We start from the raw sequence: 12,375 nt of genomic DNA on the forward strand, positions 1-12,375 counted from the left end.
CCGCCCTTGTGCGTTCCTGTGCTCAGTGCTCAGCGCTTACCGATGCTGTTGAAGAGCGAGCGCGACCAGACGTAGCCGAGTACGGCCAGCGCCACGCACCAGGCCACGGCCAGCCACCCGTTGTTGCCGATCTCGGTGCCGAGCAGCAGTCCGCGCACCGTCTCGATGGCCGGGGTGAACGGCTGGTACTCGGCGATCGGCTGGAACCAGCCCGGCATCGCGTCGACCGGCACGAAGGCGCTGGACAGGAGCGGCAGGACCATCAGAGGCATGGCGTTGTTGCTGGCCGCCTCGGCGTTCGGGCTGGAGAGGCCCATCCCGACCGCGATCCACGTGAGCGCCAGGGAGACGAGCGCCAGCAGTCCGACCGCGAGGATCCACTCCAGGACGGTGGCGTCAGTGGCGCGGAACCCGATCGCCACGGCGACGGCCCCGACGAGCACCACGCTCATCACGCATTGCAGCACGCTCCCGACGACGTGCCCGATGAGCACCGACCCGCGGTGGATCGACATCGTACGGAAGCGGGCGATGATGCCCTCGGTCATGTCCATGGAGACGGATACCGCGCTGCCGATCGTGGTGCCGCCGATGGTCAGCATCAGGATGCCCGGGACGAGATAGGCGATGTACGCGGAGCGGTCCGCACCGCCGCCGCTGATGCCCGCGCTCATCACGTCCCCGAAGATGTAGACGAAGAGCAGCAGCAGCACGACCGGCGTGAGCAGCAGATTCAGCGTCATGGAGGGGTAGCGCCGCGCGTGCAGGAGGTTGCGGCGCAGCATCGTGGACGAGTCGCGCACGGCGAGGGACAGGGAGCTCATCGGGCGTCCTCCTTGGGCTGGTTCGGCTGGTTCGGCTGGTTCGGCTGGTTCGGCTGGTTCGGCTGGTTCGGCTGGGCGGGCACGCCGGCGCCGCCGGTCAGGGCGAAGAACACGTCGTCGAGGTCGGGGGTGTGCACGGTCAGCTCGTCCGCCTCGATGGCGGCGGCGTCCAGCCAGTCGAGGATGGAGCGCAGCTCGCGCTGGCTGCCGTCGCTGGGGAGCTGCAGCGCGAGGGCCTCGTCGTCCCGATGGGCCTCGCGCAGTGAGAGGGCGGCGGCCTGGTAGGCGTCCGGGTCGGTGAAGCGGAGCCGTACGTGTCCGCCGGGGATGAGCCGCTTGAGTTCCTCGGCGGTGCCCTCGGCGGCGATCTTGCCGTCGTTGAGTACGGCGATGCGGTCGGCGAGCTCGTCGGCCTCATCCAGGTACTGGGTGGTGAGGAAGACGGTGACGCCGTCGGAGACCAGCTCTCGGATGATGCCCCACATGTTGTGACGGGCGCGCGGGTCGAGGCCGGTGGTGGGCTCGTCGAGGAAGATGATCCGCGGGCTGCCGACCAGCGTCATGGCGATGTCCAGGCGGCGCTTCATGCCGCCGGAGTAGGTGGAGGCGGGCTTCTTCGCGGCGTCGGTCAGGTCGAACCGCGCCAGCAACTCGGCGGCGACCCGCCGCCCCTCACGCTTGGACAGGTGGTGCAGGTCCGCCATGAGGAACATGTTCTCCTCGCCGGTGATCAGCCCGTCGACGGCGGAGAACTGCCCGGTCACGCCGATCGCGGCACGCACGCCTTCCGGCGAAGTGGCGACGTCGTGGCCCGCGACCTGGGCCTGGCCACCGTCGGCGGAGATGAGCGTGGACAGGATCTGCACGGCAGTGGTCTTGCCCGCGCCGTTCGGCCCGAGCAGTGCGAACACGGTGCCGGTCGGGATGTGCAGGTCGATGCCGTCGAGGACGGTCTTGTCGCCGTACGACTTGCGCAGATCGGCGGTGGAGACGGCGGCGGGCGGTTGCTGGCCGTTGCCCAGCCTGGGCGTGGGCATGACAGACGAAGGCATGGAGCCCTCCCAATCGAAGGCGTGGTGGCGGTGGGGTGATGAGCGGTGAAGTGGCCGGTGGCGTCAGGAAGTTGGGGCGGGTCAGGCCCGGGCTCGGCGGATGTCGATGTTGCCGAACTTGGTCCGGGCGCGGACCTCGACGGTGTCCTCGGACTTGTCGGGGCCGTCGGAGGTGCCGAGCCCGTTGTGCACCTGGCCGGCGGCCGAGCTCACGTCGAGCCAGGCGGCCGTGCCCCCGCGGATGCCGATCTCGATGGCGCCGTAGGAGGTCTCCAGCTGGATGGTGCCGCGGGCGACTTCGTCGACGCGCAGGGCGCCGTGGGCGGTGGTGGCCGCGACCGAGCCCTCTGCGCGCCCGACGAAGATGTCACCGTGGGCGCCGTTCACGCGCAGATCGCCCAGGGCGTCGCCGACGGTCGTGGTGCCGGATGAGTTCTTCAGGACGGCCTGACCGTCGACGGTGCCGAGGCGCACGCTGCCGGAGCTGGTGGTGATCTCGGCGGACCCCTGGACATGGTCCACGGTGACGCTGCCGTGGGACGCGGCCAGGTGCAGCGGGCCGCTGGTCTCGAGGCGGACATCGCCCGACGAGGTCTTCACGCGGACCTCGCCGAGCCGGCCCTCACCGTTCACCTGGGTCCAGGCGCCGGCCACCTCCACCTGCGAGCCCGTGGGCAGCTCGACCGTCACGTCGACGACTCCGGAGGGGCCGATGAGGCGGCGGCCCTTGGGTGTCCTGATGGTCAACAGGCCGCTCGCGTACCGCACTTCGGTCTGCTCGGCGGCCCGCACGTGCTGGTCCTTCTTCGGGTCGCGCGGCTGCACGTCGACGAGGGTGTCGAGCCGGTCGGTGGCGATGAACCGGATGGACCCGGCTTCCACGTGGGCGGTGGCCGAGATCGGCTCGGGAGTGTCGAAAGGAGCGTCGAAAGAAGGCATGGCTGTCCCGTCCTCTTGGGTCTCAGGGTGAAGTTCCGGGTGAATTCGGGCGGGCGGAGGCGCGGTCAGCGCACCCAGCCCGTGAAGCTCTGTCCGACGGTGCGGGTGGTGCGGGTGGCTTTGGTGCCTCCCGGCGCACGTGGCGGGGTGCCGCCGTCGACCGCGGCCGACACGGCTCGTACCAGCCACGCGTTGACCGACAGGCCCTCGCGGTTCGCGGCCTCCTCGGCGCGCGTCTTGAGGTGGGCGGGCAGGCGCAGATTGACCCGGGCGGTGCCGCCGTCGTCGCCGTCGGCGGGTGCCGGGGCCGGCGCCTTGAGGGGCTCGGCGGGCCCGCTCCGGTCCTCGTACGACGCCTCGTACGCCTCGTCGGTCGCCGGCCGCGTCACCACGAAGTCGGGGTCGAGCCCGCGCAGTCGTACGTCGACCGAGCCGGGGGCGAGTTCACGGGTGATCTCGTCCATCGCGGCGGAGAGCACATTGAGCATCGTCAGGCGGGTCGCCGACTCCAGGGGAGCGGTGAGCCGTTCGGCCAGCTCGCGGGCTTCTTCACCGCCGGCTTCGGCGGCCACCGCGAGTTCGCGGCGGAGGTTGTCGACATACGGCGTGAGGTCCATGACGCCATAGTGGCACCATCATGGCGCCATACGCAAGTGAGGCAGGGGAGTGATTGCAGAGTGAAGGCGGAGGAGTGGCTTTGACCTGCGGAAACGTGCTGGCGTCGAGTTGTGTCAAAGCGGTGCCACACCGGGTCGTGTCCACTCTGGCACCCCAAATGGCGCCATGTGGCGCCACCGCGATCCGCCCTGGGCGGGGCCACGGTCGTCACCTACGCGGAGTGGACCGGCGCGGAGGCCCATGACGCGACACTCGCCGTCCCTGGCGCGACCGGCCGCTACAGGCTCGCGCTGAGCCTCGTGCCGGGGCCGGCCGCGTAACGACGTCCGTCGGGCGGCCGCGACTCACCGAACAATCAAGTCGCCTGGACAAAAAAAGTTTTCGGTGCGACCGTGGAGTCATGTTGGACGTCACCGTGATCGAGGACCCGGCGGCAGCCGCAGTCTCCCTCGACCCGATCAGGGCCCGGCTGCTCGCGGAGCTGGCCGCCGGACCCGCATCCGCCGCAATGCTCGCCCCCAAGGTCGGCCTGCCGCGTCAGAAGGTGAACTACCACCTCAAGGCGCTGGAGAAGCACGGCCTGGTCGAGCTGGCGGGGGAGCGGCGCAAGGGCAATGTCACCGAGCGCCTGATGCGGGCCACGGCCGCCTCGTACGTGATCTCACCGGTCGCGCTCGGCGCCGTGCAGCCCGACCCGGACCGGGCCCGCGACCAGCTCTCCGCGCGCTGGCTGCTCGCCGTCGCGGCACGCCTCGTACAGGACGTGGGAGCGCTGCTGACCGGGGCCGCCAAGGCGAAGAAGCGCCTTGCCACCTACGCCCTCGACGGCGAGGTCAGGTTCGCGTCCGCCGCGGACCGGGCCGCGTTCATCGAGGAGCTGACCCAAGGGGTCGGCGCGCTCGTCCGCAAATACCACGACGGATCAGCCGAGGGCGGCCGTGACCACCGCGTGGTGATCGCCGTGCATCCCTCGGTGAAGGATCCGCAGCCCCGACCGCCCCTCGAAGACCGACCGCACTGACCGCACCAAGGAGTTACCGCCATGACGAACGACCCCAGGGAATTCGAGATCGCCCGCGAGTTCGAGGTCGACGCCACCCCCGAGCAGGTCTGGGAGGCGCTCACCTCGGGCACCGGCGGGTGGCTGTGGCCGATGGAGTACGAGCCGAAGGAGGGCGGCCGCGGGCCGCACGGCGCCACGATCACGGCCTGGGATCCGGAGCACCGCCTCACCGCCCGCTCGGACAACCCGGACGCGCTGCCCCCGTTCCAGACCCTCAATCAACTGGACCACGTCATCGAGGCCCGCGACGGCGGCAGCCGCGCCTGGGTCCGCTACGTCCACAGCGGGATCTTCACCGACAACTGGGACGACTACTACGACGGCGCCGACAAGCACACCGACTTCTACCTGCACACGCTGCGCCAGTACCTGACGCACTTCGCGGGCCGCCCCGTCGCCTTCACCATGTTCGACGGGCCCGCCGCGTCCGCGAACACCGAGGCCCTCGCCGCCGTCGGCCGCGCCCTCGGCCTGCCCGACGACGCCGCCGAGGGCACCGAGCTGCGGGTCCAGGGCCCCGGCGGCGAGACCCTGGAAGCCGTGCTCGACTACCGCAACCCGTACTTCATCGGCCTGCGCACCGACGACGCCCTGTACCGCATCTTCGGCCGCGGCCGCTGGGGCGCGCCCGTCGGCATCGTCGTCCACGACTTCGCGCCGGACGCCGACGCCGCGCAGGACGAGACCGCCTGGCGCGGCTGGCTGGACGGGGTCTTCGCCTGACCGACCCCGCCCGCCGGCCGGCCCGCAGGTGCTCTGTGCCGCACCCGCAGCTGCTGCGTACAGAACCCGCAGGTGCCCGTACAGACCCGCAGGTGCTACGGACGGAACCGCAGCACCTGCGGGTCGTGGTCGCTGATCTGGTCGTTGAACTCGCTGTTGATGTGCACGCTGTCGTACGCGAAGTCGTCGTGCCGGATCGACGGGCTGATCAGGATCTGGTCAAGAACCTGGCTGTTGCCCTGGTAGTCGTACGTGTAACGCTCGCTCCTCGGCAGGGACTTGATCGCGGACCACAGGGCGCCGCCGTTCTCCAGGCGCTGCGTCGTGCCGGAGAACTCGAAGTCGTTGATGTCGCCGAGCGTGACGACGTCGGCGTTCTTCTGCGCCTTGAGGATCTCCGTCACGAATCCGTTCACCGCGTCGGCCTGCGCGTGGCGCTGGGTCTCCGAACTGCGCGCCGGCGGCTGGTACTGGGCCGTCAGGCCCTGGTCGCCGCCCTTCGACGCGAAGTGGTTGGCGATCACGAAGACGGTCTTGCCGCGGAAGACGAACTCGCCCGCGAGCGGCTTGCGGCTGTTCTTCCACGCCGCGTCGGCCGGGGCGATCCGGCCCGGGGACGCGGTCAGCGCGGCCCGCCCGTGCGTCCGCGTCACGCCCACCGGCGTCGTGGAGTCGCCGCCCGCGCGGTCGGTGAACGAGACGCGCTCGGGGTTGAAGAGGAACACCTGGCGGATGTTGCCTCCGGGTTCGCCGCCGTCCTGGTCGTTGACCGGGTCGACGGAGCGCCAGTCGTACTTCGGGCCGCCCGCGGCGACGATCGCGTCGATCAGCTTGTTCACCGTGACGTCCGCGGCGACCGTGCCGTCGTCCTTCGCGCCGTTGTTGTCCTGGATCTCCTCCAGGGACACGACGTCGGGGGACCGGAGGTGGTCGACGATCGCGGCCGCGTGCGCGGCGAACGTGCCGTCGCCCGGGTCCAGGTTCTCGACGTTGTACGTGGCCACGGCCAGCTCGCCGCGCTTCTGCTGCCGCGTCGTCTCCCGCTCCAGGCCCCCCTTGTCCAGGGTGCCGAGCTCCCGCGCGACCAGCGTGTAACCGCCGAACTGGTTGTAGTCCAGGGGCCCTTCGGTCCGTCCCGCCAGGGTGTCCCCGACGTTCGCGGCGGGGAAGTCGGCGACCGTGCCGAGCGACTGGATCTGCAGACGGCCCGTGTTCTGGGACCCGTACGAGCCGTAGACGGTGCCGCCGCGGCGCGTGGGGTACTCGTGCGGCTTGACCGTCACCCACAGCTCGGCGTACGCGTCCGACGCGGTGACGACGCGGGAGGAGCCGACGCGTACGTTCATGCCCTCCAGGGACTCGTAGAGGTCGAGGGCGTACTTCGACGGGCGCAGCGGCAGCGCGTTGACCGAGCCGTTCGCCGCCGGGTCGCCGGCCGGAGCGTACGCGGCGGGGACCGACTTCGCGTCGATGACCGTGGCGGCCGGGAGCGCGTTGCCCGACGAGACAACCGTGACCGTCGGCTTGGTGATCTCCGTGACGGACTGGTTGCCCGACGAGGCGCCGCCGGGGACGTACTCCGAGACCGTGCCCGAGACCGTCACCGCGTCGCCGGCGGCGGCCTTCGGCGCCGAGCTGGTGAAGACGAAGACGCCCTCGCTCGTGGCGGGGTCGTCGTCGGGCGCCGTGTCCTGGATCCAGAAGCCCTTGGACGAGCCGTAGGTTCTGACGCCCGTGACCACCCCGGTCACGTCCGTGACCTGCTTCCCGGCCAGCGGGGACGTCCGGGTCGCGCCCTGGATGTCATGGATGCGTATCGCGTCCGCGTGCGCGGGCGAGGTGAGGACGACGGCGGAGACGGTGGAGCAGACGGCGGCGACGGTCAGCGCGGCGAGGCGCGACGAGTTCTTGCTCGGCAAGGGGTCCCTCCGGGGACGTGCGTGAGGCGCCGGGACGAGGGTGGAGCGAGCGGGCCGCTCCGTGCTCTTCTACGCGCGTAAATGTCTTGTGAAGCAAGGGGAGTTGTCAAGGTTTCAGCGGTGTACGGTTCCTGACGGGTACATGAACCGGGCGGCATGCTGCCAAATCCGTCTAGGCTGAGCGGTCGCACAACACGTCCGGAGGAGAACAAGGCGATGTCAGACAGCTCCCCCCTGCCGCCGGCGAGGCTGCGCTCCGAAGCGGAACTCGCGCGCGACGCCCTCGCCACCCCGCTGCTCTCCCGCGCGGTGCGGCTCGCCCGCTGGGCGGGACCCGCGACCCGGGTCGGCGCGGGCGGCGAACTCGTCGAGGAACAGCTGCCCGCCGCGGCGCTCGAGCTCGGGCTCGGCGCCGATGCCGAGGGGGCCGCCGACGCCAGCGAGGCCTGGCGGGTCGCGGTCGACACCGGGCTCGTGGAGATCGTGGACGAGGAGGAGGGCACCGTCGCCGCGGGCGAGGACCTCGCCGTCGTCGCCTCCGGCAGCCCGCAGGACATCCTCGCCCTCTGGCTCGGCGCCCTGGACACCGCGCTCGCCGACGCGAGCATCCCGGACCTGGACGACCTCGTCGACGTCCTGGAGGAGACCGGCGAGGTCGACTTCTCGCAGCTCGACTGGGACCCCGAGGCGGAGGCCGAGTTCCTCGAAGGCGTGCTCGGCAATCTCTATCTCCTGACCGTCTCCGAGGGCGGCGCCGGCGACGAGCCCGTCCCGCTGCCCGCCCTCGCCGCGTCGATGATCGTGCCCGACGACATGGGCGAACCCACGGACGACGTCCTGGAGCAGGTGTCGGACGCGATGCTGAAGCTGGACGACCAGTTCCGGCTGCTCGTCCCGGTGGGGCTCGTCGAGTACCAGCCGGTCGACGAGGCCCTGATGGCGGAGATCGGGGAGGGCGAGGGGGTCAACGAGCCCGAGGCCTTCGACGACTCGGACGTCACGCGGTACGGCATGGTGCGCCTCACCCCGCTCGGGCTCCACGGCGTCCGCGCGCGCATGATCGACGCGGGCCTCGACGCGCCCGTCGTCGGCGACCTCGCGGACAAGGGCGCCGACACGCTGCTCGACGGCACGTCGTCGTTCCCGCAGGCCGCCGCGCAGGCCGAGATCGAGCAGTGGCTCGCACGGCGCCAACCGCTCGTGGCGGCACGGGAGTTGCTGGCCGCGGCGCGCGGCGCGGACGCCGGGGCGCCGCTGCGGCGGCTGCGCTGCCAGCAGGCGCTGTCCCTCGTGGGCGGCGAGGCGGAGCCGGCGCTCAGGGAGGTGCTCGACGACGCGGAGCTGGGCGGTCTCGCGAGGGTCTGGCTCGCCGAGCACGGGGCGAGCGACGTGCCCGCGCCGCCGGAGTCCCTGATCTTCTGGCTCACCGTCGACACGATCGCCGCGCAGCTCGCCCTGGAGGGCAACTCCGACGAGCTCCAGGGCCTGGTCGAGGGGCTCGCGGCCCAGCACCGCGGGTTCTTCGCGGCGGCCTGGAAGGTGGACCACCCGGCGACGGCGGACGTCCTGGAGGCGATGGGGCGCCTGCATCCCGACAAGAAGGTGGCCAAGGAGGCCCGCAAGGCGGCGTTCAAGGCGCGGTCCGCGCAGGGCGGATGACGGACGGCGACGCCGGCGACAGGGAGGGGGCGGGGCGCGAGGGCGCCCCGCCCCCTTCGCGTGCCGCCCGTCCCGCTCATCCCTCGGCCCCGCCCGCCGACGACCGTGAACGTGTTCGCTCTGCCTGCGTCGTGCGGAGTTCAACCCCCGTTCAGGCATGACGGGGAACGTGTGGCCGAAACAGCATCAGCGCCCGCTCCACCGCCACAGCCACCCGGTCACAGGAGACACCATGTCGCTCACCCGCAGGGACTTCACGAGACGCTCCGCCGCCACCGGCGCGGGCATCGCCCTGGCCGGCACCGTCGGCGCGCTCGCCACCGCTCCCGGTGCGCTGGCCGCCGACGGCGAGTACGAGCACGCCGAGGGCCACGAGGGCCACGACGGGCACCACCAGGGTGTCGGCTACGGCCCGCTCGTCGACGACCCGAAGGGCCTGCTCGCGCTGCCCGCCGGATTCTCGTACCGCGTCATCACGTACACGGGCAAGACGACTCTGGAGTCGGGCGAGTCGACGCCGTCGAACCACGACGGCACCGCCACCTTCGACGGTCCCCGCGGCGCCACGCTGCTCGTCAACAACCACGAGATCGGCGGCGCCCGCACCAAGGCGAAGTACCCGGTCCCGCTCGCCGAGGGTCTCGTCTACGACCCGGCCGCGGCCGGTGGCTGCACCGTCGTCGAGGTCCGCCGCGACGGACACGTCGCCGAGTGGGTCGGCATCGCCGGCACCGCCACCAACTGCGCCGGCGGGCGCACCCCTTGGGACACCTGGCTGACCTGCGAGGAGACCGAGGACAAGGCCGGCGCCAACGGCATGACCAAGGACCACGGCTACGTCTTCGAGGTCGACCCCGCGGACCGCCGCGCGAACCGCGAGCCCAAGCCGATCAAGGCCTTCGGCCGGTACGCCCACGAGGCTGTCGTGATCGACCCCAAGCGCGGCCACGCCTACCTCACCGAGGACGCGTCCGGCCCCAACGGCCTGCTCTACCGCTGGACCCCGCCGAAGGGCTTCCACCACGGCCGCGGCAAGCTGCGCACGCTCGCCGACGACGCGGGCGTCCTCCAGGCCACCAAGTGCTTCGACTCCGGCGGCCGCTTCGTCGACGACCTGTCGCGCGCCACGCAGATCGGCACGGTCTACGGCGTCGACTGGATCGACGTGCCCGACCGCGACGCCAAGACGGTCTCCGTGCGCAAGCAGTTCGCCGCCGGTGAGGTCACCCGCGCCCGCAAGCTCGAAGGCATGTGGTGGGCCGACGGCGGCACGTACATCGTCTCCTCGTTCGCCCGTGAGGAGAGCCCCGTCCAGCACGACGGACAGGTCTGGTTCTACGACCCCAAGCGCCGCACCCTGACGCTCAAGGTCCTGCTCGGCGTGAACGCGGACCCGTCCAAGGACGGCGCCTTCGACGGCCCGGACAACATCACGGTCTCCCCGTACGGCGGCCTCGTCATCGCCGAGGACGGCAACGGCATCCAGCACCTGTTCGGCGCGACCGACAGCGGACGCACGTACCCGATCGCGCGCAACGAGCTGAACATCGGCACCGAACAGGAGCCGGAGTACAGCGAGTTCACGGGCGTCACGTTCTCGCCCGACGGCCGGACCCTCTACGCGAACATCCAGACCCCGGGCATCATGCTCGCCATCACGGGGCCGTGGAAGCGCCAGCGCTCGAACTGATCACGCTCCACCCGAAGCGACTGACGGCTGACGGCTGACGACTGACCTCCGGCCGACGGCTGACCTCCGGCCGGCGCGCACGCCCCTGCCGTGCGCGTCGGCCGCGGTCGTCCCCGGATCAGTCCTGCTCCTCCGCCGACAGCCTCTCCGTGAGCGACTCCTCGTGCACGTGGATGAGGGCCGCGACCTCCTCCTGCTCCCACCAGGGATACGGGGTCGCCCGGGCCACACACCACGCCAGGACCTCGGGGACCGTCGGACGGGCGTAGGGGGACTTGGCCAGGCAGCCGCCGAGGAACGCCTCCCACTCCTGGTCCGGGACTCCGACCAGGTCCGGCTGCTCGTGCAGCGTGCGGTGGATGACGTGCGGGGCGTTGCCCGCGCCGTGCGGATTGCGGCCCGTCGCGCAGAGGCCGAGCAGCGCGCCGAGCGCGAACACGTCCGCGGAGGCGCCGGCCGGGACGGCGTGGGTGATCTGCTCGGGCGCCATGAAGCCGGGGGAGCCGACCGGTTCGGCGGCCGGTTCGCCGATGCCGGGCGTCCCGCCGCCCGGAACCGCCGCCTTCGCGACCCCGAAGTCGATGACCTTGGGCCCGGCGGCCGTCACGACGACGTTCGCCGGTTTGAGATCGCCGTGCACGAGCCCCGTCGCATGGATCGCCGTGAGCGCCCCGGCGAGCGAGGCGCCGATCGCGGCGAGGGCACCCGGGTCCGGCAGGCCGAGCGCCGCCACGGCCTCGGACAGCGAGGGGCCCACGCAGAACTCCGCCGCGGTCCAGGGCACCGCCGCCTCGGGGTCGGCGTCGAGCACGGCCGCAGTGAAGGGCCCCCGCACGGCCCGCGCCGCCTCGGTCTCCCACCGGTACCGTGCCCTGAACAGCGGCTCGGCGGCGAGAGGCTCCCGCACTGTCCTGACCACCACGACCTGGCCCCCCGGTGAGCGCGCCAGGTGCGCGGTCCCCGTGCCGCGGTCGCCGAGCTGACTGACGAGGCGGTAATCCGCGAGACGCACCATGGAACGCCATCCTCCTGTACGGCTTCGAACAGCGGTACCGCGGCTCGCCGTCGGCGGGCAGGGACGCCCGGAAGACCCGGGCCGCCGAGTACCGCCGACGATCACTGCGACGCCAGGCAGGCACCGGGGGGTTCCCGCGAACGGCAGTGGTATCTAACATTTCAGTTCATGGCGGCCATCCGACGGGTGCAGCGCACCCTCCTCAGAGACCAGGCGTGCACCGCGATCCGTGACGCCATCGTCGGCGGGGACATCGCGCCGGGCGCGGTCGTACGTGACGCGGATCTCGCCGAACTCCTCGGCCTGTCCCGCGCGCCCGTCCGCGCGGCGTTCTCACGGCTCGTGGACGAGGGGCTCCTGGAGACCAAGCCGCAGAGCCACACCCGGGTCACCCCCCTGGTGGCGGCCGACGTACGGGACGCGGCCGCCGTCGTACGCGCCATGCACGAGCTCGCCGTCCGCACCGCCGTGCCCCGCCTCGCCCGCGCGGACACCGACGCGATGCGCGAGGCCAACGCGCGGTTCGCCGCCGCCGTGGCGGCCGGTGACGTGGACGCGGCCCTGCGCGCGGACGACGAGCTGCACGGCGTCCCGGTCCGCGTCTCGGGCAACCGTGCCGCGGCCGCCACGATCGCCCGCTACACGCCCCTCATCCGCCGCCTGGAGCGGCGCCGCTTCGGCCAGGGAGCCGCGTGCGGCTCCGCCGGGCCCCACGCCCGCCTCATCGACGCCTGCGCCGCGGGGGACGCGGCGGGCGCGGTGCGGATCACGACGGAGATCTGGCGCGTACTGGAGGAGCTGGCCGACGAGGAGGCGTAGCCGGCCGGCCCATGAGGCGGGTCCCCGCACCCGCGACCCCGAACCGACCGAACC

12 protein-coding genes are annotated in these 12,375 nt (G+C 72.0%); 6 read left to right on the forward strand and 6 right to left on the reverse strand.

The features are described 5' to 3' along the window. Positions 1–29 precede the first annotated feature (29 nt). From OG574_RS34215 to OG574_RS34230, 4 genes are all read right to left on the reverse strand, one after another. A complete protein-coding gene (locus OG574_RS34215; protein WP_100592421.1) occupies positions 30–824 on the reverse strand; it encodes an ABC transporter permease in 795 nt (264 codons plus the stop codon). Beyond that, positions 821–1,876: an ATP-binding cassette domain-containing protein gene (locus OG574_RS34220; RefSeq protein WP_326776348.1), complete on the reverse strand. Its 1,056-nt coding sequence runs from the start codon at positions 1,874–1,876 to the stop codon at positions 821–823. Before OG574_RS34220 ends, OG574_RS34215 begins: the two co-directional genes overlap by 4 nt. 81 nt (positions 1,877–1,957) lie before the next feature. Next, the gene (locus OG574_RS34225) at positions 1,958–2,815 is read right to left on the reverse strand and encodes a DUF4097 family beta strand repeat-containing protein (protein WP_326776349.1); all 858 of its coding nucleotides are present in this window, start codon (positions 2,813–2,815) and stop codon (positions 1,958–1,960) included. 65 nt (positions 2,816–2,880) lie between these two features. Continuing rightward, the gene (locus OG574_RS34230; RefSeq protein WP_326776350.1) at positions 2,881–3,432 is read right to left on the reverse strand and encodes a hypothetical protein; all 552 of its coding nucleotides are present in this window, start codon (positions 3,430–3,432) and stop codon (positions 2,881–2,883) included. 168 nt (positions 3,433–3,600) lie between these two features. Between OG574_RS34230 and OG574_RS34235 the strand changes: the two genes are divergently transcribed. The 3 genes from OG574_RS34235 to OG574_RS34245 all read left to right on the forward strand — a co-directional run bounded on the left by OG574_RS34235 (position 3,601) and on the right by OG574_RS34245 (position 5,219). Beyond that, on the forward strand, positions 3,601–3,753 hold the full coding sequence (locus tag OG574_RS34235; RefSeq protein ID WP_326776351.1) for a hypothetical protein: 153 nt from the start codon (positions 3,601–3,603) through the stop codon (positions 3,751–3,753). Positions 3,754–3,833: 80 nt separating this feature from the next. Next, on the forward strand, positions 3,834–4,454 hold the full coding sequence (locus OG574_RS34240; protein ID WP_100592426.1) for an ArsR/SmtB family transcription factor: 621 nt from the start codon (positions 3,834–3,836) through the stop codon (positions 4,452–4,454). 21 nt (positions 4,455–4,475) lie between these two features. Next, positions 4,476–5,219, forward strand: coding sequence for an SRPBCC family protein (locus tag OG574_RS34245; RefSeq protein ID WP_326776352.1), 744 nt, complete (start codon positions 4,476–4,478; stop codon positions 5,217–5,219). 95 nt (positions 5,220–5,314) lie between these two features. On the opposite strand, the gene OG574_RS34250 is transcribed toward OG574_RS34245, so the two are convergent. Beyond that, the gene (locus tag OG574_RS34250) at positions 5,315–7,138 is read right to left on the reverse strand and encodes an endonuclease/exonuclease/phosphatase family protein (RefSeq protein ID WP_326776353.1); all 1,824 of its coding nucleotides are present in this window, start codon (positions 7,136–7,138) and stop codon (positions 5,315–5,317) included. Between the two features lie 216 nt (positions 7,139–7,354). Between OG574_RS34250 and OG574_RS34255 the strand changes: the two genes are divergently transcribed. Both OG574_RS34255 and OG574_RS34260 read left to right on the forward strand, forming a co-directional pair. Further along, positions 7,355–8,797, forward strand: coding sequence for a hypothetical protein (locus OG574_RS34255; RefSeq protein ID WP_326776354.1), 1,443 nt, complete (start codon positions 7,355–7,357; stop codon positions 8,795–8,797). Between the two features lie 232 nt (positions 8,798–9,029). After that, complete coding sequence (locus OG574_RS34260; protein ID WP_326776355.1) at positions 9,030–10,487, forward strand: alkaline phosphatase PhoX; 1,458 nt, start codon at positions 9,030–9,032, stop codon at positions 10,485–10,487. 118 nt (positions 10,488–10,605) lie between these two features. Here the strand turns inward: OG574_RS34260 and OG574_RS34265 are convergent, their stop codons facing one another. Beyond that, the gene (locus OG574_RS34265) at positions 10,606–11,502 is read right to left on the reverse strand and encodes a serine/threonine-protein kinase (protein WP_326776356.1); all 897 of its coding nucleotides are present in this window, start codon (positions 11,500–11,502) and stop codon (positions 10,606–10,608) included. Between the two features lie 168 nt (positions 11,503–11,670). Here OG574_RS34265 and OG574_RS34270 point away from each other — a divergent pair, with 168 nt between their 5' ends. After that, positions 11,671–12,321: a GntR family transcriptional regulator gene (locus OG574_RS34270; RefSeq protein ID WP_326776357.1), complete on the forward strand. Its 651-nt coding sequence runs from the start codon at positions 11,671–11,673 to the stop codon at positions 12,319–12,321. Positions 12,322–12,375 lie beyond the last annotated feature (54 nt).

The organism is Streptomyces sp. NBC_01445 (genome assembly GCF_035918235.1).
Taxonomy (GTDB): Bacteria; Actinomycetota; Actinomycetes; order Streptomycetales; family Streptomycetaceae; genus Streptomyces.